Genomic DNA, 24,115 nt, shown 5'->3' with positions numbered 1-24,115 from the left:
GGGGGATGGTCATGAGCGGGCGTACCCGACTGGCGCTGTGCGCCTTCGCGGCCACGATGCTGGCGGCCGGGGCTCTGCTGCCCCTGGTCGAGACGTCGAAGTGGGTCCTGCAGGCCGCGTTCCTGCTGGCCCTCCAGAGCGGCGCGGGAGTGCTCGCACGCCGGATGCGCCTGGCACGCGTCCTGACGGTCTCGCTCCAGGTACTCGTCACCCTGCTGGCGCTGACCGCGGCGTTCGCCAGGGGGCACGCCCTGTTCGGTGTGCTCCCCGGCCCCGGGGCGGTCCAGCGGCTCGCCGAACTGCTGACCGCGGGCGCCGACGACGTCAGCCGGTACGCCATTCCCGCGCCGGCCACGGACGGTATCCGGCTGATGCTGATCGGCGGGGTGCTGCTGATCGGGCTCGCCGTGGACGTCCTCGCGGTGACCTCCCGCGCCGCCGCTGCGGCCGGTCTGCCACTGCTCGCGCTCTACTCGGTCGCCGCCGGGCTCTCCGACGGCGGGGCGGGATGGCTCTGGTTCCTGCTCGCGGCGTGCGGTTACCTGCTCCTCCTGCTGGCCGAGGGCCGCGACCGGCTGTCCCGGTGGGGCCGGGTCTTCGGTGGCGTGTCGCGCACGTCGGGCGGTCTGGCGGCCGGACTGGAGGGATCCGGGCGCGCCCTGGCACCGGTCCGTACGGGCCGGCGCATCGGCGTGGTGGCGCTGGGCATCGCGCTCGCGGTGCCCGCGGCCCTGCCCGCCCTGGACGGCGGGCTGCTGGACGGCACGGGCGGCGGACCGGGCGGGGGAGGCGGCGGAGGCACCATCTCCGCGGTGAACCCGCTGGTCTCGCTGCAGGACAACCTCAATCAGCCGGAGAACCGTGAGGTGATGTCGTACCGCACCGACTCCGGGAGCCCTCAGGACTTCTACCTGCGCATCCTGGCTCTGGACGAATTCAGCGGCGGAGAATGGCGTCCGTCGACCCGCACGCTGAGGGACGTCCCGGACAGGCTGCCGCGGCCGGCAGGGCTGGGCGGGGACGTCGCCGTCACCGAGATCCGGACGAACATCTCGGCGTCCCGCGCCTACCAGCAGACGTATCTTCCGCTCCCCTATCCGGCGAGCGAGGTGGACGTCAAGGGTCGCTGGCGGTACGAGCCCGAGGGGCGCACCCTCGTCGGCGACGACGGCCAGACGACGCGCGGCGCCCGGTACGAGGTCAGCAGTCTGGTGGTGGAGCCGACGGCCGATCAGCTCGCCGCGTCGGGGGAACCGGGGCCGGGCCTGGTCCGTGAGTACACGCGGGTTCCACCGTCGCTGCCCGCCGTGGTCGAGGAGACCGCCGAGCAGGTGACCGCAGGCGCCGCCGACGACTACGAGCGGGCGGTGAGGCTGCAGGACTGGTTCGCCTCGGAAGGCGGTTTCCGGTACGACACGACGGTGGCGTCGGGCACCGGCACCGCGGCGGTCGAGCGGTTCCTGAGGGACAAGGAGGGCTTCTGCGTCCACTTCTCCTTCACGATGGCCGCGATGGCCAGGACCCTGGGCATTCCGGCCCGGGTCGCGGTGGGCTTCACGCCGGGCACGGCCCAGGCGGACGGTTCGGTGTCGGTCGGGCTGCGGGACGCGCACGCCTGGCCCGAGCTGTACTTCGAGGGCGTGGGCTGGACCCGTTTCGAACCGACACCGTCCCGGGGCAGCACCCCGGCGTACACCCGGCCGGACGCGCCCTCACAGGGCCCCAGTGATCCCGCGCTGCCGACGGACGATGCCTCCGCGGCGCCCACGGCCGCCCCTTCCGTCTCGGAGTCCTGCCCCGCCCAGATGCGTCAGCAGGGTGAGTGCGGTGCGTCCACGGCTCCCGGGGCGCCGGCTTCCGCCGATCCGGGGACCCCTGCGGGCACGGCGGTGCTGTGGGTGCTCGGCGCCCTGCTGCTGCTCACACTCCCCCTGGCACCGATGCTCTGGCGGATCCGGGCCCGCGGGCGGCGGCTCGGCTCCTCCGGGGGGCGTACGGCCGCTGATGCCGCTGCCGGGGTGATGGCGGCCTGGCAGGAGATCACCGATACGGCCTGGGATCACGGCATCGCGCCGGACGAGTCGCAGACCCCCCGTAAGGCCGCGGCGCGTGTCGTACGGCTGGGAGGCCTCGATGGGCCCTCGGCCGCCGCGGTCCACCGCGTGGCCGGTGCGGTGGAGCAGGTGCTCTACGCACCCGAGCCGGGGGCGGTGCCCGCACCGGCCGGGGACGTGCGGGATGTCCGGGCGGGGCTGCGGGCCTCGGCGGGCCGCTGGGGCGGACTGCGGGCGACGCTCGCGCCCCGTTCGGCCGTCCGGGTGATCTGGGCCCTCTCGGAACGCCGGGCGGAACTCGGCCGCCGGTGGTCGGTCCGGGCAGGGCTCGACCGCTGGGCGACGCGGCTGCGCCGCCCGTCACGGGAGCAGGGCTGAATCCCTGGTCCCGGGGGCCGGCCGGCCCCCGGAACCGGTCCGTACCCCGTCCCAGGGCCTTCCAGGACAGCCCTCGGGTCCAGTCCGCCGGCCGGATCCACGGTGGGTACAGGGTGTACGGAGAGACGCGTGAGGGGCGGTCGCTGTGCAGCGACCGCCCCTCACCTGTGAGGCACAGCGTCACGTTCTCGGTCTGCGCGGTCCGCGTCCGGAGCCGGTGGCTGCCCGCCGCCGGCCGGGAGGCGGAAAGCTCACTGGCCCTGTTCGTCGCGGCGGCGCTGCCACCGCTGTTCGATCCGGTTCATCATCGACCGGCTCTGCCTGGGGTGTCGGCGTTCGCCTCCGCCCCCGCTCGCGCTCTCCGCCGGTTGCTGCTCACCGGGCTTCGGCGCTTTGCGCCACCCGGTGACCGCCAGCACGGCACAGCCCAGCATGACGAGGAATCCCGCCACACTGACCCAGGTCTGCTGGAAGACCATCCCGGCCATGAGGAGCGCGATACCCACCAGGAAACCGGCTACCGCCTGGTAGACCCGTCGCCGGGTGTACCTGCGCAGCCTGCTTCCCTCAAGCGCTGTAGCGAACTTGGGATCTTCGGCGTACAGCGCTCGCTCCATCTGCTCGAGCATGCGCTGCTCGTGCTCCGAGAGCGGCACGGAGTCCTCCTCGTCGTCGGCCGCGGGGGCGACCGGTATGCGGCCCTTCCAGGATAGGCAGGGATTCGCCCCCGTGAAACCCGCCCTCTAGCCATAGCCAGTCCGGACCGCCATTTCGGCTCGGCTGCTGAGGCGTAGATTCCCCGACCTCCGATCCGTCATGCCGGATGGTGTCACCCGATCATACGGGGCCCGCGGCGCGACCGGGTGCTCCCGGCTGTACTCCGTCTGCAGCTGCGTTGCTGATCAGCCGTGCCGTTGCCGCTTTCACGGCGCGCTCCGGCCGTGGCACCCCGGTGGGTCAGGCGCGCTTCTCCGCCAGAACGTGCAGCTGGGTCGCCACGGAGTGGAAGGCCGGCAGTTCCGCGAGGGCCGCTTCCAGCTTGAGGAGCTCTTCCATCGCACCCGGTTCGGTGTCCACGAGAGCGCCCGGCACGAGGTCGGCGAAGATCCGCACCCCGTGGACCGCGCCCACCTCGAGGCCTGCGGCGTCGGCCAGTGCGGCCAGCTGGCCGGCGGTGAACCTGCGGGGCACGGGGTCGCCGTCGCCCCAGCGCCCGGCGGGGTCCGTCAGCGCCTGCCTGGCCTCGGTGAAGTGTCCGGCGAGCGCCCTGGCCAGGACGGCCCCGCCGAGCCCCGCGCCGAGCAGGCTGAGCGCACCGGACGGGCGGAGCGCGTCGGCCGCGTTCCGTACGCCTTCGGCGGGGTCGTCCACGTACTCCAGGACGCCGTGGCACAGGACCGCGTCGTAACCGGCGCGGTCCGCCACCTCGAACAGGCCGAGGATGTCCCCCTGGACGCCCCGGACCCGGTCGGCGACGCCGGCCTCCTCGGCGCGGCGCTCCAGAGCGAACAGGGCGTTCGGGCTGGGGTCGACGACGGTCACCCGGTGGCCGAGCCGGGCGACGGGCACGGCGAAGTTGCCCGTACCGCCGCCGGTGTCCAGTACGTCCAGGGCCTCCCTGCCGGTCACCTCGGCCCGGCGCTCGAGAGCGTCCTTGAGGACCTCCCAGACCACGGCGGTACGGAGGGAGGCACGGGGGCGCAGCTGGTCCGACACGGCAGTTGACTCCTCGGCACGGTGCCGCCACGGACGGCGGAGCGTGAACGGTGCAGGTGATACGGGTGGTCTCCACCCTATTGCCTCGCACCGCCCACGCGGTCACTCCGCCTCGGTCCGCCGTCCGGGGCCGTCCCGCCGGGCCGGCGGGAGGACGGGCTGGAGGACCAGCAGCCGCTCGACCAGACGCAGGAACATGGCCGCGTCGCGCAGCAGGTCGTCGGCGTCGCGGCTGGTGGCCGCGCCGGGTATGCCCGCCTCCGCACGGGCCCTGCGCCCGGCACCGGAGGCGAACAGGGCGCTCCATTCGGTGAGTTCCGGCGCGATCTCCGGAAGGACCTCCCAGGCGCTGCGGATCCGCTCCCTGCGGCGCCTGCTGGTCTCGGGCCGGCCGCGTGCCGCGAGCACGGCGGCCGCAGTGCGCAGCGCGGCGAGGTGTGCGGTGGCGTACCGCTCGTTGGGCACGTCCAGGACGGCGGCCTCGTCCAGTCCGGCGTGGGCCTGGGCGAGCAGATCGAGTGCGGCGGGCGGCGCCGAGGCGCGGCGCAGCACGGGGTGGACGTCGGTTGCCGGACCGGTCAGTGAGGGGGCAGGGCTGCCTGCGCGGCGCCGCGGGGCGGCTGCTGCGGACGAGCTGGCCATGACGAACCTCCTGTCGTCGTGTGACGGCTCCGTGGCCGTATGCATCCATCGTGAGGGGCACCACTGACAATCCCTCAGGAAACCTCCCTGACCAGGCGTTTTGCTTCGAGCGTGAGTACGGGTTAGTTTTTTGCACTGACTGGTCAGTTCAAAAGAGAGGGGGGTGGGATCGTGGAGAGCCCGCACGGGGCGGCGCTGAGCGCCGAGGACTTCGGACTGAAGGGTCCGCGCGGCTGGGCCTTCCGAGGGGTGGGCTTCACCGCCGGCCCCGGTTCGCTCGTCGCCGTCGAGGGCCCTTCCGGCTCGGGCCGTACGTGTCTGCTGCTCGCGCTCACCGGGCGGATGCGTTCCACGCACGGCCACGCCGAGGCCGGTGGCGAGCGCCTGCCCGGGCGGCTCGCCGCCGTACGCGCGTTCAGCGCGCTGGGTCCGGTCCCCGGGGTCAGCGAGCTGGACCCTTCCTTCACCGTCGCCGAACATCTGCGGGAACGGGCCCTGCTGCGACGCCGGTTCGACGGTTCGCCGCGCTCCCTGCTGCGCCCCCGCGCCGAGCGCGCCGCCACGGCGCGAGCGGTGATCGACACCGCGCTGGAGGCCGCGGGACTCGATCCCGCGGTCCTGCCCAAGGCCGAGCGGACCTCCGTGCGTGACCTGGAGCGCCTGGAAGCCCTGCGCCTTTCCGTCGCCCTCGCCCTCATGGGCCGCCCCCGGCTCCTCGCCGTGGACGACACCGACCTCAAGCTCTCCGCCACGGACCGGCACCTGGCCTGGGAACTCCTGCGCACGCTCACGGCCGGCGGGACCACCGTGCTGGCGGTGTGCAGCGAGGCTCCCGAGGACGCGCTCACCGTACGCACCCGTCCGGAGGCCGGCCCGGCCGCACCCGCCGGCGACACGACGACCGGGAAGGGGACGGCCGATGCGATCGCCGAAACTGGCCGCTCTTGAACTGCGGCGGTTCGGCAGGGGCCGGATGCCGCGTGCCGCGCTCGTGGCACTCCTCCTGCTGCCCCTGCTGTACGGGGCCCTCTACCTCTGGTCCTTCTGGGACCCGTACGGACGGCTCGACCGCATTCCCGTGGCGCTCGTCAACGAGGACAAGGGCGCGACCACCGGGGGGGAACGCCTCTCGGCCGGGGACGAGATCGCCGCCCGGCTGCTCGGCTCCAAGGTCTTCGACTGGCACGAGGTCGGCTCCGCCGAGGCCGAGAGGGGTATGGAGGACGGGACGTACTACCTCTCGCTGACCATGCCGTCGGACTTCAGCGAGCGGATCGCGTCGAGCGCCGGGGACTCCCCCTCCACCGGCGCCCTGCGGGTGCGGACGAACGACGCCAACAACTACATCGTCGGGCAGATCTCCAGGACCGTCTTCGCCGAGGTCCGCAGTGCCGCGTCCGCGAAGGCCTCACGCGGCTTCCTGGACCGGATCTTCATCGATTTCTCGGGACTGCACGACGCGACCGCGAAGGCGGCCAAGGGTGCCGGCGACCTCGAGAGCGGCCTCACGAAGGCGAAGAAGGGCTCCAAGGACCTCGCGGACGGCCTCAAGGACGCCAAGTCGGGCAGCGGCACGCTCTCCACCGGCATCACCAGGCTGAACAAGGGCGCCGGCGACCTCGAGACGGGATCCCGGCAGGTCGCCGGCGGCACCCAGCTGCTCGCGGACAAGGTCAACGGGGTCGCCGCGGACGTCCGCCCCTTCCTGAAGGACAACGGCAAGGCCGTCGGGGACACCGCCCGGCTGGTCGCCGACTCCTCGAAGGCCGTACGGGACAACCTCGACCTGCTGGCCGAGGCGGCGCCCACGGCCTCGGCCGCGGCCCACACGGCCTCCGACGACCTGGCCGAGGTCCACCGCGCCCGCTGCGAGGAGCAGCCGCTGCCGGACCCGGGTGTCTGCCCGCAACTGGAGCGCGCCAAGACCGCGGCGGCGGATGTCGTCAAGGTGGCCGACGACGTGAACGCGCTGGTCACGAACCAGAAGGGCGATCTGGCGAAGCTGCGCACCCAGCTGACCACCCTGGAGAAGCAGGCCGACGCCCTGGCGAAGCGCTCGCCGCATCTGGACTCGGACCTGGAGTCCGCCGTGTCGAGGATCAACGCCCTCAACACCGGCGCGCACAAGGTGGCCAAGGGCGCCGACGCACTCCACACCGGCCTCGGGACCGCCAGGACGGGGGCCGCGGACCTGGACACCGGTGTCAAGAAGCTCAAGTCGGGTGCCAAGACCCTGAAGAGCGGGCTGTACCGGCTGGGTGACGGTTCGGCCACGCTCGCCCAGGGGCTGAACGACGGGGTCGGCAGGATCCCCGACTACGACAAGAAGGACCGCGACGCCCGGACCGGTGTCATGGCCGACCCCGTGCAGCTGGCCTCCTCCTCGCTGCACGCGGCACCCAACTACGGCACCGGCTTCGCCCCGTACTTCATCCCGCTCTCCCTGTGGGTGGGCGCGATGGTGGCGTACATGCTGATCCAGCCGCTCAACCGCCGGGCGCTCGCGGCCGGGGCTCCGGCCTGGCGCATCGCCGTCGCGGGCTGGCTGCCCGTCGCCGCGACGGGCCTCCTCCAGGTCGCCGCCCTGATGTCGGTGCTGCACTGGCAGCTCGGCCTGCAGATGGCGCACGCCGCCGGCACCATCGGCTTCCTGGCCCTGGTGACCTGCTGCTTCGCCGCGATCGTGCAGTGGCTCAACGCCCGCTTCGGCGCGGCGGGGCGGATCCTCGTCCTGGCGGTGCTGATGCTCCAGCTGACCTCGGCCGGTGGCACCTATCCCGTGCAGACCAGTCCGGGCTTCTTCGGGGCGGTCCACCCCTGTCTGCCGATGACCTACGTCGTGGACGGGCTGCGGCGGCTGATCACGGGCGGCGGGCTCGCTCCGGTCTGGCAGGGCTGCGCCGTGCTGCTGGCCTTCACCGTGGGCGCACTGGCGCTGACGGCCCTGTCCGCACGGCGCAAACAGGTGTGGACACTGGAGCGGCTGCACCCGGAGCTGAGTCTGTGACCGCGCCGGAACCTGTGAGAATCGTGCGTATGGACAGCAGTAGCACCACACGCCGCCAGGTCACCCGGCAGAAGCTCTACGAGGCGGCGGTGACCCTCATCGCGGAGAAGGGCTTCTCCGCGACGACGGTGGACGAGATCGCCGAGCGCGCCGGGGTCGCCAAGGGCACGGTCTACTACAACTTCAAGAGCAAGACCGAGTTGTTCGAGGAGTTGCTGCGGCACGGCGTCGGGCTGCTCACGCAGTCGCTGCGTTCCGCCGCCGACGCGACGGACGCACGCGGCGGCACCCGTGTGGAGGCACTGGACGCGATGGTCAGGGCCGGTCTGGTCTTCATCGACCGCTACCCTGCCTTCACCCAGCTGTACGTCGCCGAACTCTGGCGCACCAACCGTGCCTGGCAGTCGACCCTCCTGGTACTGCGCCAGGAGGCCGTGGCCGTGGTCGAGGGTGTGCTCCGGGAAGGTGTCGCGGACGGCGAGCTCAGTGAGGAGATCGACATCCAGCTGACGGCCGCCGCACTGGTGGGGATGGTCCTGGTGGCGGCCCTCGACTGGCAGGCGTTCCAGCCCGAGCGGACGATCGACGACGTCCACTCCGCCTTGTCCCTGCTGCTGCACGGCCGGGTCGGCGGACGCTGAGCCGGACTTCCCCGCCCGTACGCGGAAAACGCCGGCCCGGTGGAATTCGATCCCCCCGAATTCCACCGGGCCGGCGTCCCGTGCCGCCGCGGAGCCCTCCCCCGTGACCCCGTGTCCCCCGTGGTCCCGGAGCTCCCCGTCGTGCGCCCCCGTTACGTCCGGGGTGCCGCGCCGTTCCGCCGCCCCGTGCCGGCGGTCCTGGCACCGCGCCCCTTCCGTGGTCTCCACTCTTCCGTCCGCCCAGGTGAGGGCCCATCCGCTTCCCTACTCATCTGCCGCACTGGGTAGGAGTACTCAGAGCTGGGCGGCAGGGCCCACCCGGGCGTCTCCCCGGCCGGACACGGCCGCGTCCGTCTCCGTGCTCCCGCCGGTGTCCACGGGCGGCCGGGCCGCCGGACTCATCACCTTCGCGGGATACGGCCCGGTGGCCGTGGCCGTCACCGCCAGGGCCCTCCTGCTGCTCGGCCCGGCGGTACCGCTCTTCCCGGCCTCCCGGATCCTCCGCTTCCCGCACCGCGGGCCGCAGCGCCGCGAGAAGGGGAGTCCGGCCGGGGCGAGCGGGTGCCGCCCTCACGGATGAACGGCCGGCGACACCCTTTAGGGTCACTGCCATGGCACGAATTGCGGTGATCGGCGCCGGGGCAGGCGCGATGGCGGCGGCCGCCCGGCTCTCCGTGGCAGGCCACCGGGTGACGGTGTACGAGCGGTCGCAGACCCACGGCGGCTCGTTCGGCCGGTTCACCCATGACGGCTTCGTCTTCGACACCGGCCCCGGGCTGCTGCATCTGCCCGCGGTCTACCGCGACCTGTTCGTGAAGACGGGCAAGGAAAGCCTGGAGCAGTGCGTCACGCTCACCCAGGTCGACCCGGCGAGCCGTCACCTCTTCGCGGACGGCACCGAGGTGTCGCTTCCCAACGCCTCACGGGCCGGGGTGACCAGGGCGCTGGACCGGGCACTCGGTGAGGGGACCGGGGCACGGTGGGGGGACTTCCTGGACCGGGCGAGGGAGGCCTGGAACAGGTCGCGCAGGCCACTGCTGGAGGAGCCGCTGCCCGAGGACCGGCAGATGCTGGGCCGCGATCCCTACCCCGCGGTACGACGGCGCAGGCTGCTGCGCGCCGCCCGGCAGGCGGGGACGTTGGCGGAGGTGGGCGCCTGGGAGCTGGCGGACCCCCGGCTGGCCGCCCTGCTCGACGGGTACGCCTTGTCCTACGGGCTGGACCCGCGCCGCGCTCCGGCCGCCGCCGCGCTGCTGCCGTACATGGAGGAGACGTTCGGGAGCTGGTACGTCGCCGACGGCATGCGTGCCCTGGCCGACGCGGTGTACGAGCGGTGTCTGGCCCGCAGGGTGGAGTTCGTCTTCGGCGCCGAGGCGGTCCGGGTGTCCGAGAGGGACGGGCGGGCGGCGGGCATCGAACTGGCCGACGGGTCGAGCGTGGAGGCCGATCACGTGGTCCTGGGCGCGCGGCCGGCCCCCGGCATCCTTCCGGGGCGGCACGAGTGGCCCGCCGGGGAACGGAAAGCTCCGGTGCCGGGCCGCTTCCTCGTCCTGCTCTCGCTGCGGGGCGCCCGGGAGGCCGGCGCCGTGCACCGGACCGTGGTGCACACCACCGACCCCGGGGCGGAACAGGAGGCGGTGTTCGGGGGCCGGACGGCGGAGCGGCCGACGGTGACGGTGCTGCGCCCGGACGATCCGGCCACCCGCCCCGACGACGGCCACGAGGCGGTGACCCTGACGGTCACGGTGGCGCCGCACGGCCCGGTCGACTGGACGGACGCGGCACTGCGCGAGCGGTTCGCGGACGCGGTGATCGGCCGGGCCGCCGAGGCCCTCCCCGGTCTGCGCGAGCGGATTCTGCACGCCGAGGTGCGTACGCCCGCCGAGACCGCGGCGGAGACGGGCGCCGAGGGCGGTTCGGTGCCGGCTCCGGCCCTGGCCGGGGCGGAGGGAGCGTATCTGCACCCGGGGAACCGCACCCCGTTGCCGGGGCTGTATCTGGCGGGCGGCTGGTCGCATCCGGGCGGCGGGCCGGCGCACGCCGGGATGTCGGGGGCCCTGGTCGCCGGACTCGTCGTGGAGGGCGACGGCTTCCGGGGCTCGCAGTGAGCGGCAGGGGACGCCGCGGCCGAGCCGGGCGCCTGCGGCCGGCCTGCGGGGCGGGCCGGCCGCGCGGGCCTCAGTAGCGGTGCTGCCCGTTTTGGCCGGTGTCGTACCCGTCTCCGTACGGGGCGGGCCGGACGGGGGCCTCCGGCGGCATCGGGGGGTACTGATCGCTCTCCCGCTGCTGCGGCACCCAGACCCCGCCCGGCGGGGTGTCGGTGTACTGCCCGGAGTACGGGTCCGCGGGCTGCTGTCCGGCGCCGTAGGCGGGGTCGTCGCCGTAGCCGTCGTATGCGGTGTGCTGCCCGGCGCCCGTGGCCGTGCCGAAGTGGGGGTCGGACCACGCGGCATGGCCCGCCTGGTCCGTGCCGTAGTCGTACCCGCCCGCGTAGGCGCCCTGGCCTTGGTATGTGTCCTGCCCCTGGTACGTGTCCTGGGGCTGGTGTCCGCCCTGACCGCTGTAGGGGTCCTGGCCGGCCGGCCGGCCGTAGCCGGTGTACGGGTCGTAGGCGGTGTACTGCGGCTGCTGTTCGCCCTGCTGGTCGTGCCGGTCACCGCCGCCGGCCGGCGCGGGGTCGGTGTAGACGCCGTACTGCCCGGTGTCGTCCGGCAGCGGCTCGGGCTCGTAGACCGCCGAGGGGGCGGCCTCCGCCTGCTGGGGGGCTTCCCCGTACTCCAGGCCGGAGACCTCGAGTACGGGCTTCTGGACGTCCGGGCCGCCCGCTCCCCGGCGACGGCGGCTCTCACCGGGGCTGCCGCCTATGGCCCACCCCGTGGAGAAGCCGCGCCTGAAGGAGAGCGTCACATACGTCTGGCCGGTCGCGAAGGCGATCGCCCCGATGATGATCACCGGCACGGAGGGGATCAGGACGCCGAGGACCACACCGAGGAAGCCGGCGAAGGCGAGCAGCCGCCACCGCAGACGCGCCTTGTACTGCAGAAGCACCTCGCCCAGCAGCCACAACGCCACTATGCCGAATGCGATGTAGAGGACCGTCCAGCCCATGCCCGCCCCCTCCTACGGCCACCGCCCCGGTCGGTGGCGGGTACGGCCGGTCACGACTGCTTGTGCAGTCCGAGATTCTCGTAGATCTCGAGTGTCGCCGTCGAGTTGTTGAGCGTGATGAAGTGCAGCCCCGGGACACCCTCGGAGAGCAGTTTCGCGCAGAACTCCGTGGCGAACTCGATGCCAATGGAGCGTACAGCGGCCGGGTCGTCCTTTGCGGCGAGGATGCGCTCTTCCAGTGAGGAAGGCAGGGACGCGTTGCTGAGCTGCGCGAATCTCTCCAGTTGTTTCACGCTGGTGAGGGGCATCACCTCGGGAATGACCGGGGTGTCGCAACCCGCAGCGACGAGACGGTCACGCATCTGCAGATAGTTCTCCGGATGGAAGAACATCTGGGTGATCGCATAGTCGGCACCGGCGCGGCACTTGTCCACGAAATGAGCGATGTCGGTGTCCCAGTCGGTGGACCGAGGATGCATTTCGGGGAAGGCCGCGACGCCGACGCAGAAATCTCCGGCTTCCTTGATCAGCCGGACGAGGTCCGCCGCGTACCGCACACCCTGGGGATGCTCGACCCACTCCCCCATCGGGTCGCCGGGCGGGTCCCCGCGCACCGCGAGGATGTTGCGGATACCCGCGTCGGCGTACTGCCCGACCATGTTGCGCAACTCGGCGACGGAGTGGTCGACCGCGGTGAGGTGCGCGACCGGGGTGAGCGTGGAGTCCGCGGCGATCTGCTGGGTCGCCCGCACCGTCCCGGCACGGGTCGAACCGCCCGCCCCGTACGTCACGGAGACGAAGCTCGGCCCCACCGCCTCGACACGGCGCAGGGCGTTCCACAGATTCCGCTCGCCCTTCTCGGTCTTGGGCGCCCAGAACTCGAACGAGAACGACGTCTCGCCGGTCGCGAGCAGGTCACGCACGGTGCGCGCGTGATCTGTCCTGGTGGAAGGTGTGCCAAGGGCCATACCGGGAGGTTAACCAGGGCCCGGCGCTCCCCCAACCGGAGGGGTGGAATTGCCCGGAATGAGAGGGGCTTTGTCCATCCTTCGGACACGCCCCCCGTCCGGTTCAGACGGCGTGGGCCCGGATGCGCCGCGCGAGGGAGGCGGCCGCCGCGGCCGGGTCCTCCGCCTCGGTGATCGCCCGCACGACGACGACGCGACGTGCGCCGGCGTCCAGCACCTCGTCCAGGTTGCCGGCGTCGATCCCCCCGATGGCGAACCACGGCCGTGCCGTGCCGAGCGAGGCGGCGTACCGCACGAGGCCGAGGCCCGGGGCGTACCGGCCCGGCTTGGTCGGAGTGGGCCAGCAGGGGCCCGTGCAGAAGTAGTCGGTCCCCTCCTCGGCGACGGCCGCGTCGACCTCGGCCTCGGCGTGGGTGGAGCGGCCGATCACCGCGTCGCCGCCGATCACGGCGCGGGCGGCGGGGACCGGCAGGTCGCCCTGGCCCAGGTGCAGCACGTCGGAGCCGATGGCATGCGCGACGTCGGCCCGGTCGTTCACCGCGAGGAGCGCGCCGTGGCGCTTGCAGGCGTCGGCGAAGACCGCGAGGTGTTCGAGCTCCTCGGCCGCCTCCATGCCCTTGTCCCGCAACTGCACGACGTCCACCCCGCTGGACAGCACGGCGTCGAGGAACTCGGGGAGATCGCCCTGCCGCTTGCGGGCGTCCGTGCACAGATAGAGCCGGGCGCCGGAGAGCCGGGTGCGAGGCGTGGACATGATGGTTCCCCCGTCGGTACGTCGATGGATCATTCGTGCGGCGGCGAATCGTCCGGCACGTGGACGGACCGCCGTGCCGGCGGCCCGGGGACGGCGGGGTGCGGGCCGCGTGTGCCACGGTCCGCACCCCGCTCACGGTCGTCCGGTCAGACAGCGAGCGCCTGGGCCCGGCGCTTCACCTCCGTACCGCGATTCTCGCTCAGGGCCTGCGCGGGGGTGCCGGGCAGGGTCGGGTCGGGGGTGAAGAGCCAGTCCAGCATCTCTTCGTCGTTGTAGCCGTCGTCCCTCAGGAGCGTCAGGGTCCCTGCGAGCCCCTTGACCACCTTGTTGCCGTCGATGAAGGCGGCAGGCACCTGGAGCGTCCGGTTCTCACCACGTCGCACGGCGATGAGCTGGCCTTCCTTGACCAGCTGCCGTACGCGCGTCACCTCGACATCGAGCATTTCCGCGATGTCGGGAAGGTGGAGCCAGGCGGGGACGAGAGCATCGATCTTTGCGTCAATCTCGGTCACAAGGACAAGCGTGCCATCCCGGACCGGCAGCCGGTACCCGGGCCGACCGTACGGGGCCGTCACCGCCCCCGGAGCGCCGCCGATTTCAGCGGCACGGAGGAGTCGGCGGCCCGCGCCGCGTCGATCCGCGCCCCGGCCTCGACGAGCTTGCGGCCCTGCGCCATGTCGCGGGGCCTGCTGACCGCCAGCAGGGCGACCAGGACCCCCTGCCTCAGCCAGCAGACCGTCCAGGACGGGTCCGCGGGGTCGCCCCGCCACAGCATCGTGTCGGCACCGGCGTGATGGCCGGCGTACTGGACGAAGCGCCCGAACTGCTCGGACCAGAAGTAGGGCACCGGGTCGTACGTCCTGGGCGCGCCTTCCGTGAGGGCGGCGGCGACCGTCCGGGGCCCCTGGAGCGCGTTGTCCCAGTGGTGGACCAGCAGCCGCTGCCCGTAGCGGGCGGACGGGAAGGAGGCGCAGTCGCCCACCGCGTGGACATCGGGCAGGGAGGTGCGCAGCGAGCTGTCCGCGGTGACCGAGCCGTCCGGACCGAGTGCGATGCCCGAACCCGCGAGCCAGGCGGTGGCGGGCCGGGCGCCGATGCCCACGACCACCGCCCCGGCGGGGACCGTCCGGCCGTCGGCCAGGTGGACCGCGCCCTGTTCCACGCGTGCGACCCGGGCGCCGGTGAGGAGTTCGGCCCCGCTCCCGGTGTACCAGCCGGCCATCGGAGCGGCGACCTCGGCGGGCATCGTGCCCGCGAGGGGGCGGTCCGCGGCCTCGACGACGGTGACCGCGCAGCCGGCCGCACGGGCGGCGGTGGCGAACTCGGCGCCGATCCAGCCCGCTCCGACGACGACCACGTCGTGCTGCCGCTCCAGGACGGGCCGCAGCCGGGCGGCGTCGTCGAGGGTACGCAGCAGGTGGACGCCGGGTACACCCTCGGAACCGGGCAGCGCGACGGGTTCCGCTCCGGTGGCGAGGACCAGCACGTCGTAGGCGACGGGCCCCTGAGGGGTGTCCAGCTCATGGGCGCCGGCGCGCAGGCCGGTCACGTCGAGCCCCAGGCGCAGCGTGATGTCCAGGGCTTCGAAGTCGACGTCGAAGGCGGAGTCCTCCGCCTTGCCGAGCAGGACCGCCTTGGAGAGGGGCGGTCTGTCGTAGGGCTGGTGCGGCTCGGCGCCGATCAGGGTGACGGGGCCCGTGAAGCCCTGTTCGCGCAGGGCCACGGCCGTCTGCACACCTGCCATGCCGGCGCCCACGATCACGACGCCCCGCGACCGGTGTCCCGCTGCAAGGTGCTGTGTCTGCTCGCTCACCCGTCCACCCTAGCCACCTGACGCCGCGTCACTTCGCGAGCTCCTCGACCACGCTCGTCCCGCTGCCCTCCTGGGACTCCCACGCCCAGGTCTCGTCCAGGCGGACCCGGCCGTCGGGGAGTTCCGTGACGGCCGAGACGCAGTGTCCGGAGGAGGTCGTCCCGTCCTGCTTCAGCTGGACGTAACGAAAGTCCAGGGTGTCCCCGTCCCGGGTGCCGACGAGATGCCCGCGTACGACGTCGCCCCCCGTGTACCCGGCCCATATCCGGCCGTCCCGCTCGTGATACGTGAACCGGGTCCGGGTCCCGACCTGTCCGGGGGCCTGGTCGGCGACCGGCGCGAGGACGAGACCGTCGAGTGAACGGGCCATGGGGACGGCTCCCTTACTGACTGCGGGTGGTGGGGTCTAGGCTGGCCACCGTAAGGCACTCGCGGGAGTCCGGACGCACCGGGCTGAGAGGGAGGCTGTCCGGCCTCCGACCGTACGAACCTGATCCGGGTCATGCCGGCGAAGGGAGGGGCTGGACGCCCATGCGTATCTCTGCGGAGAGTTCCGACGTCCTGGTCGTCGGAGGCGGCATCATCGGCCTGGTGACCGCCTGGCGGTCGGCCCAGCAGGGTCTGCGCACGACGCTGGCCGATCCCCGCCCGGGCGGCGGGGCCGCGCAGGTCGCGGCCGGGATGCTCGCCGCCGTCACCGAGCTCCACTACGGCGAGCAGATGCTCCTCGGCCTCAACCTCGCCTCCGCCGAACGCTATCCGGCGTTCGTGGCCGAGCTGGAGGAGGCGAGCGGGCAGGAGACCGGCTTCCGCGCCTGCGGCACCCTGTCCGTCGCGCTGGACTCCGACGACCGGGCGCATCTTCGGGAGCTGCACGCCCTGCAACAGCGTTCGGGCCTGGAGTCCGAGTGGCTCAGCGGCCGCGAGTGCCGCCGCCTGGAACCCATGCTCGCCCCCGGCGTGCGCGGTGGACTGCGGGTCGACGGCGACCACCAGGTGGACCCCCGGCGGCTGGCCTCGGCGCTGGTCACCGCGTGCGAGCGGGCGGGGGTGCTCTTCCGCCGCGCCTGGGTCCAGCGGCTCTCCGTCACGGGAGGCCGGGCCACGGGAGCAGCCCTGGCGGACGGCACGGAACTCGCCGCCGGCCAGGTGGTACTCGCCGGCGGGAGTCTCAGCGGCCGGCTCCAGGGGCTCCCCGGGGCGGTGCTGCCGCCGGTGCGCCCGGTCAAGGGACAGGTGCTGCGGCTGACCGTGCCTCCCGCGTACGCCCCCTTCCTCAGCAGGACGGTGCGGGCCGTCGTGCGCGGCGGCCACGTCTACCTGGTCCCGCGTGCGAACGGTGAGCTGGTGGTCGGTGCGACCACCGAGGAACTGGGCTGGGACACCACGGTCACCGCCGGCGGGGTGTACGAGCTGCTGCGTGACGCCCACGAGCTGGTGCCCGGCATCACCGAACTGCCGCTGACGGAGACCCGGGCCGGTCTGCGGCCCGCTTCACCGGACAACGCGCCGCTGCTGGGGCCCACCGCCCTTCCCGGGCTGCACCTCGCCACCGGGCACCACCGCAACGGGGTGCTGCTGACCCCCGTCACCGGCGATGTGATGGCCCACGTGCTGACCACCGGTGAGCTGCCCGAGGTCGGCCGCCCCTTCGCACCGCGCCGCTTCGCCCCCGTCGCCGCCTCGCCGGAGACCTCACCGCGCCCTTCCCCCGAAGACACCGCCCCCACGCCGCAGGAGCAGCCCGTATGACACAGCCCGTCCCCGCCTCTTCGTCCACCGTTGCCGTCTTCGTCAACGGGGAAGCGCGGTCCGTCCCCGTCGGCACCGCTCTGGACACCCTCGTCACGGAGCTGACCACGGCCCGCTCCGGGGTCGCCGCCGCGGTCAACGAGGCCGTCGTCCCACGCGGCCGGTGGTCCGCCACCGCGCTCGCCGAGGGTGACCGTGTCGAGATACTCACAGCGGTTCAGGGAGGCTGATCATGTCCGACGATCTCTTCACGCTCGGACCCACCGCGTTCTCGTCACGGCTGATCATGGGGACGGGCGGGGCTCCCAGCCTCGACGTGCTGGAACGTTCCCTGATCGCCTCGGGCACCGAGCTGACCACCGTGGCGATGCGCCGGCTGGACCCGACCGTGCAGGGTTCGGTGCTGTCGGTCCTGGAACGCCTCTCGATCCAGGTCCTGCCGAACACCGCCGGCTGTTTCACCGCCGGCGAGGCCGTGCTGACGGCCCGGCTGGCCAGGGAGGCGCTGGGCACCGACTGGATCAAGCTGGAGGTCGTGGCCGACGAGCGGACCCTGCTGCCCGACCCGATCGAGCTGCTGGACGCCGCCGAGATCCTGGTCGACGACGGCTTCACGGTCCTGCCGTACACCAATGACGACCCGGTCCTGGCCCGCAAGCTCCAGGACGTGGGGTGCGCGGCGATCATGCCTCTGGGCTCCCCGATCGGTTCCGGGCTCGGCATCCGCAACCCCCACAACTTCCAGCTGATCGTCGAGCAGGCCGGGGTCCCGGTGATCCTGGACGCCGGCGCGGGGACCGCGTCGGACGCGGCGCTGGCGATGGAACTGGGCTGTTCCGCTGTGATGCTCGCCTCGGCGGTGACCCGGGCGCAGGAGCCGGAGCTGATGGCGGCCGCGATGCGGCACGCGGTGGACGGCGGGCGCCTGGCGTACCGGGCGGGACGCATCCCGCGCCGCCATTTCGCCGAGGCGTCCTCGCCGGCGGAGGGCCGCGCGGTGCTGGATCCGGAGCGCCCCGCCTTCTGAGAAGCGGGCACCGGCGGCGGCCCTACGGTCACAGCACGTGCATGCCCCTGTCACGGCTCCGCACCGGAACGGCCCCCGGGAGGCCCTGGCCCCTCCGTCGTCCCCGTGGCAGCTCGTAGACTCGCCCCGTGGACACGACCCTCCAGGACCCCCTCGTCGGGCAGCTGCTCGACGGCCGCTACCGCATCGATGCGCGCATCGCCGTCGGCGGTATGGCCACGGTCTACCGGGCCGTGGACACCCGGCTCGACCGGGTGCTCGCCCTCAAGGTGATGCACCCGGCTCTGGCGACCGACGCCGCGTTCGTCGAACGCTTCATCCGCGAGGCCAAGTCCGTCGCCCGGCTCGCCCACCCCAACGTGGTGGGTGTCTTCGACCAGGGCGCCCAGGGCGCGTACGTGTACCTGGCGATGGAGTACGTCGCGGGGTGCACCCTGCGTGATGTCCTTCGTGAGCGCGGGGCGCTGCAGCCCCGGGCCGCTCTGGACATCCTCGAACCGGTGCTGGCCGCGCTCGGCGCCGCGCACCGTGCGGGGTTCGTCCACCGCGACATGAAGCCGGAGAACGTCCTGATAGGGGACGACGGCCGGGTGAAGGTCGCCGACTTCGGGCTCGTACGCGCGGTGGGGACCGCCACCGACACCACCGGATCGCTCCTGGGCACGGTGTCGTACCTCGCCCCGGAGCAGATCGAGCAGGGCACGGCCGACACCCGGTCCGATGTGTACGCCTGCGGTGTGGTGCTCTACGAGATGCTGACCGGCGGAAAACCCCACCTCGGTGACACGGCCGCCCAGGTCATCTACCAGCACCTGAACGAAGACGTCCCGGCGCCGTCCGCCGCCGTGCCGGGCCTGGCCGCCGGGCTGGACGAGCTGGTGGCCGCGGCAACCGCGCGCGACCCCGACGCCCGTCCGCCCGACGCGGTGGCCCTGCTCGCGGAGTCCCGGGAGATGAGAGCCGCCCTCACCCCGGAGCAGCTCGACGCGATGCCTCCGCAGGCCCTCGCGGAGGTCCACGACGCCACCGAGGACCGTACGAGCGTGATCCCCAGGGTCATCCCGGCCGGTCAGGGCACCGCGCACCACACCAGCCGGCTGGAGATGCCCCTGCCCGCGCCCGGCGGGCCGGACCGCCCGCGGCGCGGGCCCTTCGCAGGCCGCGGCCGGCGCGGGCCGGTCGCCGTGCTCGTCGCCGTGCTGCTGGTGCTGGGGGCCGGGGCGGGCGTCTGGTACATCAACTCGGGTCAGTTCACCCAGGTCCCCCCGCTCATGGGCAAGACCCAGAGTGCTGCCGAGAAGCGGCTCACCGAGGAGGGCCTCGACCTGAAGGGGATCGAGCGCGCCTACAGCGACACGGTGCAGCGCGGCACGGTGATCAGCAGCGATCCCGGCTCCGGCGAGCGGATCCGCGGCAACGGCACGGTGAAGCTGGTGATCTCGCGCGGTCCGGAGATCGTGAAGGTTCCCGATGTCGAGAGCCTCGCGCTCGCCGACGCCCGGCGTGAGCTGAAGAGATCGGGGCTGGCTTCCGGCATGGTGACCCGGGAGTTCAGCGAGGAGATCGACCGGGGCAAGGTGATCCGTACGGATCCGCGGTCCGGTACCGAGCGCCGCCCCGGCTCGGCGGTCGCCCTGGTCGTCAGCAAGGGCAGCCCCGTCGACGTGCCCGACGTCACCGGGCTCCCGGTCGAGGAGGCCGAGGCCGCGCTGGGCGAGGCGGGCCTCGAGGCGAAGGTGCTGGCCGGCCGGGTCAACTCCCCCGAGGCGTCGGGCGAGATCGCCCGCCAGACGCCCGGCAGCGGGGCGGAGGCCGCCGAGGGCGACACCGTCGAGCTGACGGTCTCCAAGGGCCCGCGCATGCTCCAGGTCCCCGATGTCACGGGCAAGGACGTCGGCCAGGCCCGGAGCACACTGGAGGAGGCAGGGTTCGAGGTCAAGGTCGACCGCCCGTTGCTCTCCTTCAGCGACACGGTCGGGAGCCAGTCGGTCGAGGGCGGCGAGAAGGCCGCCGAAGGTTCCACGATCACCATCAGGACCAAGGCCCTGTAGACCCACCGAGGACTGGCAGCACATGCGCAACCCGATAGGCGGTCATGTCCCCGTGGCCGGCGGACTCGCCAAGACCGGCCTCGGCTACGCCCGGGAGCTGGCGGCCGAGGCCGTGCAGGTCTTCGTGGCCAATCCGCGCGGCTGGGCGACACCGCCCGGAAACCCTGCGCAGGACGAGCTGTTCCGCTCGGAGTGCGCGGCCGGGTCGGTCCCGGCGTACGTCCATGCTCCGTATCTGATCAACTTCGGCTCGCACACCGAGGCCACCGTCGAGCGTTCGGTCCTGTCGCTGCGCCACTCCCTGCGCCGGGCGCGGGAGATCGGTGCTCTGGGGGTGGTGGTCCACACCGGCTCGGCGACCGGCGGACGGCCGCGCGTGGAGGCCCTCGCCCAGGTGCGTACGCACCTGCTCCCGCTGCTGGACGAACTGACCCGCGACGACGATCCCTTTCTGCTGCTGGAGTCGACCGCCGGGCAGGGATCCTCGCTCTGCTCGCGGACCTGGGACTTCGGCCCGTATTTCGACGCCCTGGACTCCCATCCCCGGCTGGGGGTCTGTCTGGACACCTGCCACATCTACGCGGCGGGCCACGATCTGGCCGGCCCCGCAGGTATGCGGCAGACCCTGGATCTGCTGGTGGACACGGTGGGCGAGGGGCGGCTGAAGCTGATCCACGCCAATGACTCCAAGGACGTGGCGGGGGCCCACAAGGACCGGCACGAGAACATCGGTGCGGGTCACATCGGCGTGGAGCCGTTCCGTGAGCTGTTCTCGCATCCGGCGACCGAAGGCGTGCCGCTGGTCATCGAGACGCCCGGCGGCAAGGAGGGTCATGCCGCGGACGTGGCTCGCCTGAAGGAGCTCCGGGGCTCCGCCGCCGGGTGAGGGCGGCTTCCGTACGGCGGCTTCGGGCCGCTCAGAGCTCGGGGCCGTCCCCGGCTTCCTCCTGGTAGGAGTAGCGCTGTTCGCTCCACGGGTCGCCGATGTTGTGGTAGCCGCGCTCTTCCCAGAACCCGCGGCGGTCGGCTGTCATGTACTCGATGCCCCGGACCCATTTGGGCCCTTTCCAGGCGTACAGATGCGGTACGACCAGGCGCAGCGGGAATCCGTGTTCGGCGGTGAGCAGTTCGCCGTCCTTATGGGTGGCGAACAGCGTCCGGTCCGACAGGAAGTCGTCGATGCGGAGATTCGAGCTGAATCCGTATTCGGCCCAGACCATCACATGGGTGACATGGGGCGCGGGCGGCGCCAGTTCCACGACCTCGCGGGCCGGGATTCCGCCCCATTCGGCTCCCAGCATGCTGAATTTCGTCACGCAGTGGAGGTCCGCGACGACGGAGGAGAAGGGAAGCGCACTGAATTCCTGGTGATTCCAGCAGTGCTTGTCACCGTCGGCGGTGGCCCCGAAGACCCGGAACTCCCAGCGGTCCGGTTTGAACTTGGGCACGGGCCCGTAATGGGTGACCGGCCAGCCACGCTGCAGCCGCTGTCCCGGTGGCAGCCCGGACCGCTCCGCTGTGCCGTGTTCCCGGCTTTCCGGCTGACCCATGCCTCCATGGTGACAGACAGGCAGGGGTGGTCATGACCAGGGGAGAGTCGATCCGGGCAACTCGTACTAAGCATGCACTTACTGGACGGTTGCGTGGCGCGATGCGAGGATGCGCGCAAACGTGCCCAGTTCACCGGTTGGAAGGAGCCTCTGCGATGCAGGGCGACCCCGAGGTCCTCGAGTTCCTGAACGAACAGCTGACCGCCGAATTGACTGCCATCAATCAGTACTTCCTGCACGCGAAGATGCAGGAGAACTTCGGCTGGACGAAGCTCGCCAAGTACACCCGGGCCGAATCGTTCGACGAGATGAAGCACGCGGAGATCCTCACCGACCGGATCCTGTTCCTCGACGGCCTGCCCAACTATCAGCGGCTCTTCCACGTGCGGGTCGGACAGACGGTCACCGAGATGTTCCAGGCCGACCGCCAGGTGGAGGTGGAGGCGATCGACCGCCTCAGGCGGGGCGTCGAGGTGATGCGCGCCAAGGGTGACATCACTTCGGCGAACATCTTCGAGGCGATCCTGGCCGACGAGGAACACCACATCGACTATCTCGACACCCAGCTGGAGCTGATCGAGAAGCTCGGCGAGCCGCTCTACATCGCCCAGGTGATCGAGCAGCCGGAGAGCTGATCCGCCGAAGACCGCGGCGCGGTTCCGCGAGAGTTCCGGACGGGCTCCTCAGGCGGCGCCGGAAAGCCTGATCTCCGGCGTGCGGCCGAGGGCGGCGGGCGCTCCGGCCGGGGCGCCCGCCGGCGCCGCACGTCCTTCGCCGAGCTCACGACGGGAGCATTCGCCCCGGCCGAGCAGCGCCTGGATCCTGCGGACGCAGCCACCGCAGTCGGTGCCGGCCTTGCAGGCGGAAGCGATCTGGCGTGGCGTGCACGCTCCGCCGTCCGCATGCTGCTTCACCTGCTCTTCGGTGATGCCGAAGCAGGAGCAGACGTACACGCGGTTCACCTCCCGACGGGTCGGTCGTTGCGCCGCCCCGAAGTTTCGGTGAGGCTAACCTAACCTTACCTTCGAGTCCCCGCACACAAAAGCCCCGGTACGCCTGTGGGGCACGGATCACATCGATCCGTGCCCCACAGGTGTCGCCGAAGGTGATCCTTACTGGTCGCGGTACATCTCGGCGACCAGGAAGGCCAGGTCGAGGGACTGGCTGCGGTTGAGGCGCGGGTCGCAGGCCGTCTCGTAGCGCTGGTGCAGGTCGTCCACGAAGATCTCGTGGCCGCCGCCGACGCACTCGGTGACGTCGTCGCCCGTGAGCTCGACGTGGATGCCGCCGGGGTGCGTCCCGAGCTGCTTGTGCACCTCGAAGAAGCCCTTGACCTCGTCCAGCACGTCGTCGAAGCGGCGCGTCTTGTGCCCGGAGGCGGCCTCGAAGGTGTTCCCGTGCATCGGGTCGGTGACCCACACGACCTGGGCACCGGAGGCGGTGACCTTCTCGACCAGCTCGGGGAGCTTGTCGCGGACCTTGTCGGCGCCCATGCGGACGATGAAGGTCAGCCGGCCCGGCTCGCGCTCGGGGTCGAGGCGGTCGATGTAGCCGAGCGCCTCGTCGACGGTGGTCGTCGGGCCGAGCTTGATGCCGATGGGGTTGCGGATCTTCGAGGCGAACTCGATGTGCGCGCCGTCCATCTGGCGGGTGCGCTCACCGACCCAGACCATGTGGCCCGAGGTGTCGTAGAGCTGCCCGGTACGCGAGTCGGTGCGGGTGAGCGAGGACTCGTAGTCGAGCAGCAGCGCCTCGTGCGAGGCGTAGAACTCCACCGCCTTGAATTCGGCCGGGTCCGTGCCGCACGCCTTCATGAAGTTCAGCGCGTTGTCGATCTCGCGGGCCAGGGCCTCGTAACGCTGCCCGGACGGCGAGGACTTCACGAAGTCCTGGTTCCAGGCGTGGACCTGGCGCAGATCGGCGTAACCGCCGGTGGTGAAGGCGCGCACCAGGTTGAGCGTGGAAGCGGATGCATGGTACATCTGCTTCAGCCGCTCGGGGTCCGGGATGCGGGCGGCCTCGGTGAACTCGAAGCCGTTGACGGAGTCACCGCGGTAGGTCGGCAGGGTCACGCCGTCGCGGGTCTCGGTCGGCTTGGAGCGCGGCTTGGAGTACTGCCCGGCGATACGGCCGATCTTGACGACGGGCACCGAGGCCGCGTACGTCAGGACGGCGCTCATCTGGAGCAGCGTCTTCAGCTTGGCCCGGATGTGCTCTGCGGACACGGCGTCGAAGGCCTCGGCGCAGTCGCCGCCCTGCAGCAGGAACGCCTCGCCCTTGGCGACGGCTCCCAGGCGGGCGCGCAGCTGGTCGCACTCACCCGCGAAGACGAGCGGAGGATACGACTCGAGGTCCGCGAGTACGTCGCGCAGAGCCTCGGCATCGGGGTACTCGGGCTGCTGCGCCGCGGGAAGGTCTCGCCAGGTGTGGCCACCGGCGACGGAGGTATTGGCGTTCACGGTCACCTTGACAACACTACGGGGTCGGCGGAGGCGCCCCATCCGCCCGCTCAGCAAATGAGACGCGCGCTCGTCTGCCCACCGCTTCCGCTAGGGTACGGGGCATGTTCGCGCAGACGACCCAGAACTGGTGGTGGACCGCTCATCCGGCGGCCCGCTGACTCATCGCGCGTACAGACTCCGCGAAGGCCGCCC

25 protein-coding genes and 1 riboswitch are annotated in these 24,115 nt (G+C 72.2%); of the genes, 13 read left to right on the top strand and 12 right to left on the bottom strand.

All coding sequences use genetic code 11. The features are described 5' to 3' along the window. Positions 1 to 11: 11 nt before the first annotated feature. Entirely contained in the window at positions 12 to 2,432 is a 2,421-nt protein-coding gene (locus ACF1FZ_RS07360; RefSeq protein ID WP_391772397.1) for a DUF3488 and DUF4129 domain-containing transglutaminase family protein, read from the top strand. Positions 2,433 to 2,683: 251 nt separating this feature from the next. On the opposite strand, the gene ACF1FZ_RS07355 is transcribed toward ACF1FZ_RS07360, so the two are convergent. The 3 genes from ACF1FZ_RS07355 to ACF1FZ_RS07345 form a co-directional block, all read right to left on the bottom strand. Continuing rightward, on the bottom strand, positions 2,684 to 3,088 hold the full coding sequence (locus tag ACF1FZ_RS07355) for a DUF3040 domain-containing protein (RefSeq protein WP_391772396.1): 405 nt from the start codon (positions 3,086 to 3,088) through the stop codon (positions 2,684 to 2,686). Positions 3,089 to 3,389: 301 nt separating this feature from the next. Continuing rightward, a complete protein-coding gene (locus tag ACF1FZ_RS07350) occupies positions 3,390 to 4,148 on the bottom strand; it encodes a class I SAM-dependent methyltransferase (RefSeq protein WP_391772395.1) in 759 nt (252 codons plus the stop codon). Positions 4,149 to 4,250: 102 nt separating this feature from the next. Further along, positions 4,251 to 4,790, bottom strand: coding sequence for an SAV_6107 family HEPN domain-containing protein (locus ACF1FZ_RS07345; RefSeq protein WP_391772394.1), 540 nt, complete (start codon positions 4,788 to 4,790; stop codon positions 4,251 to 4,253). A gap of 171 nt (positions 4,791 to 4,961) precedes the next feature. Here ACF1FZ_RS07345 and ACF1FZ_RS07340 point away from each other — a divergent pair, with 171 nt between their 5' ends. From ACF1FZ_RS07340 to ACF1FZ_RS07320, 5 genes are all read left to right on the top strand, one after another. After that, the gene (locus ACF1FZ_RS07340) at positions 4,962 to 5,738 is read left to right on the top strand and encodes an ATP-binding cassette domain-containing protein (RefSeq protein ID WP_391772393.1); all 777 of its coding nucleotides are present in this window, start codon (positions 4,962 to 4,964) and stop codon (positions 5,736 to 5,738) included. Next, positions 5,710 to 7,797: a YhgE/Pip family protein gene (locus tag ACF1FZ_RS07335; protein WP_391772392.1), complete on the top strand. Its 2,088-nt coding sequence runs from the start codon at positions 5,710 to 5,712 to the stop codon at positions 7,795 to 7,797. The genes ACF1FZ_RS07340 and ACF1FZ_RS07335 overlap by 29 nt, the downstream gene beginning before the upstream one ends. 29 nt (positions 7,798 to 7,826) lie before the next feature. Continuing rightward, positions 7,827 to 8,438: a TetR/AcrR family transcriptional regulator gene (locus ACF1FZ_RS07330; protein WP_391772391.1), complete on the top strand. Its 612-nt coding sequence runs from the start codon at positions 7,827 to 7,829 to the stop codon at positions 8,436 to 8,438. Positions 8,439 to 8,808: 370 nt separating this feature from the next. Next, positions 8,809 to 9,018, top strand: coding sequence for a hypothetical protein (locus tag ACF1FZ_RS07325; protein ID WP_391772390.1), 210 nt, complete (start codon positions 8,809 to 8,811; stop codon positions 9,016 to 9,018). Positions 9,019 to 9,049: 31 nt separating this feature from the next. Further along, a complete protein-coding gene (locus ACF1FZ_RS07320) occupies positions 9,050 to 10,546 on the top strand; it encodes a phytoene desaturase family protein (protein WP_391772389.1) in 1,497 nt (498 codons plus the stop codon). A gap of 70 nt (positions 10,547 to 10,616) precedes the next feature. On the opposite strand, the gene ACF1FZ_RS07315 is transcribed toward ACF1FZ_RS07320, so the two are convergent. From ACF1FZ_RS07315 to ACF1FZ_RS07290, 6 genes are all read right to left on the bottom strand, one after another. Next, on the bottom strand, positions 10,617 to 11,546 hold the full coding sequence (locus tag ACF1FZ_RS07315; protein WP_391772388.1) for a hypothetical protein: 930 nt from the start codon (positions 11,544 to 11,546) through the stop codon (positions 10,617 to 10,619). A 50-nt stretch (positions 11,547 to 11,596) separates the two neighbouring features. Further along, complete coding sequence (metF, locus tag ACF1FZ_RS07310) at positions 11,597 to 12,514, bottom strand: methylenetetrahydrofolate reductase [NAD(P)H] (protein WP_391772387.1); 918 nt, start codon at positions 12,512 to 12,514, stop codon at positions 11,597 to 11,599. A 103-nt stretch (positions 12,515 to 12,617) separates the two neighbouring features. Then, positions 12,618 to 13,268: a thiamine phosphate synthase gene (gene thiE / locus ACF1FZ_RS07305; RefSeq protein WP_391772386.1), complete on the bottom strand. Its 651-nt coding sequence runs from the start codon at positions 13,266 to 13,268 to the stop codon at positions 12,618 to 12,620. 146 nt (positions 13,269 to 13,414) lie between these two features. Further along, a complete protein-coding gene (locus ACF1FZ_RS07300; protein WP_014045440.1) occupies positions 13,415 to 13,780 on the bottom strand; it encodes an Rv2175c family DNA-binding protein in 366 nt (121 codons plus the stop codon). A 59-nt stretch (positions 13,781 to 13,839) separates the two neighbouring features. Then, positions 13,840 to 15,081, bottom strand: a complete 1,242-nt coding sequence (locus ACF1FZ_RS07295; protein ID WP_391772385.1) for an NAD(P)/FAD-dependent oxidoreductase — start codon at positions 15,079 to 15,081, stop codon at positions 13,840 to 13,842. Between the two features lie 28 nt (positions 15,082 to 15,109). Beyond that, positions 15,110 to 15,451 (bottom strand): hypothetical protein, encoded by a 342-nt coding sequence (locus tag ACF1FZ_RS07290; RefSeq protein ID WP_391772384.1) that lies wholly within the window; start codon positions 15,449 to 15,451, stop codon positions 15,110 to 15,112. 51 nt (positions 15,452 to 15,502) lie between these two features. After that, a riboswitch (TPP riboswitch) is annotated at positions 15,503 to 15,615 on the top strand. On the opposite strand from ACF1FZ_RS07290, the gene thiO reads away from it, so the two are divergent. The 5 genes from thiO (at position 15,613) to ACF1FZ_RS07265 (ending at position 20,797) form a co-directional block, all read left to right on the top strand. Continuing rightward, positions 15,613 to 16,833 (top strand): glycine oxidase ThiO, encoded by a 1,221-nt coding sequence (gene thiO / locus ACF1FZ_RS07285; RefSeq protein WP_391772383.1) that lies wholly within the window; start codon positions 15,613 to 15,615, stop codon positions 16,831 to 16,833. (Overlaps the previous riboswitch by 3 nt.) After that, on the top strand, positions 16,830 to 17,063 hold the full coding sequence (thiS, locus tag ACF1FZ_RS07280) for a sulfur carrier protein ThiS (protein ID WP_391772382.1): 234 nt from the start codon (positions 16,830 to 16,832) through the stop codon (positions 17,061 to 17,063). Before thiO ends, thiS begins: the two co-directional genes overlap by 4 nt. A 2-nt stretch (positions 17,064 to 17,065) precedes the next feature. Continuing rightward, complete coding sequence (locus ACF1FZ_RS07275) at positions 17,066 to 17,860, top strand: thiazole synthase (RefSeq protein ID WP_391772381.1); 795 nt, start codon at positions 17,066 to 17,068, stop codon at positions 17,858 to 17,860. Positions 17,861 to 17,988: 128 nt separating this feature from the next. Beyond that, the gene (gene pknB, locus ACF1FZ_RS07270; protein WP_391772380.1) at positions 17,989 to 19,911 is read left to right on the top strand and encodes a Stk1 family PASTA domain-containing Ser/Thr kinase; all 1,923 of its coding nucleotides are present in this window, start codon (positions 17,989 to 17,991) and stop codon (positions 19,909 to 19,911) included. A gap of 22 nt (positions 19,912 to 19,933) precedes the next feature. Continuing rightward, the gene (locus ACF1FZ_RS07265; protein WP_391772379.1) at positions 19,934 to 20,797 is read left to right on the top strand and encodes a deoxyribonuclease IV; all 864 of its coding nucleotides are present in this window, start codon (positions 19,934 to 19,936) and stop codon (positions 20,795 to 20,797) included. A gap of 31 nt (positions 20,798 to 20,828) precedes the next feature. Here ACF1FZ_RS07265 and ACF1FZ_RS07260 read toward each other — a convergent pair whose 3' ends face one another. Further along, positions 20,829 to 21,461 carry a sulfite oxidase-like oxidoreductase gene (locus ACF1FZ_RS07260; protein WP_391772378.1) on the bottom strand — a complete coding sequence of 211 codons (633 nt, stop codon included), beginning with the start codon at positions 21,459 to 21,461 and terminating at the stop codon, positions 20,829 to 20,831. Between the two features lie 155 nt (positions 21,462 to 21,616). Between ACF1FZ_RS07260 and bfr the strand changes: the two genes are divergently transcribed. Beyond that, on the top strand, positions 21,617 to 22,096 hold the full coding sequence (bfr, locus tag ACF1FZ_RS07255; RefSeq protein WP_391772377.1) for a bacterioferritin: 480 nt from the start codon (positions 21,617 to 21,619) through the stop codon (positions 22,094 to 22,096). Between the two features lie 48 nt (positions 22,097 to 22,144). Here bfr and ACF1FZ_RS07250 read toward each other — a convergent pair whose 3' ends face one another. Continuing rightward, positions 22,145 to 22,414 (bottom strand): bacterioferritin-associated ferredoxin, encoded by a 270-nt coding sequence (locus tag ACF1FZ_RS07250; RefSeq protein WP_391772376.1) that lies wholly within the window; start codon positions 22,412 to 22,414, stop codon positions 22,145 to 22,147. 159 nt (positions 22,415 to 22,573) lie between these two features. Continuing rightward, on the bottom strand, positions 22,574 to 23,920 hold the full coding sequence (locus ACF1FZ_RS07245) for a class II 3-deoxy-7-phosphoheptulonate synthase (protein ID WP_391772375.1): 1,347 nt from the start codon (positions 23,918 to 23,920) through the stop codon (positions 22,574 to 22,576). A gap of 104 nt (positions 23,921 to 24,024) precedes the next feature. On the opposite strand from ACF1FZ_RS07245, the gene ACF1FZ_RS07240 reads away from it, so the two are divergent. After that, on the top strand, positions 24,025 to 24,081 hold the full coding sequence (locus ACF1FZ_RS07240) for a trp operon leader peptide (RefSeq protein ID WP_124277238.1): 57 nt from the start codon (positions 24,025 to 24,027) through the stop codon (positions 24,079 to 24,081). Positions 24,082 to 24,115: the final 34 nt, after the last annotated feature.

Origin of the sequence: Streptomyces sp. NPDC014623 (assembly GCF_043088245.1) — a bacterium.
Taxonomy (GTDB): Bacteria; Actinomycetota; Actinomycetes; order Streptomycetales; family Streptomycetaceae; genus Streptomyces.
The sequence above is the reverse complement of the archived record's forward strand: the minus strand, read 5'-3'. Positions and strand labels throughout refer to the sequence as shown.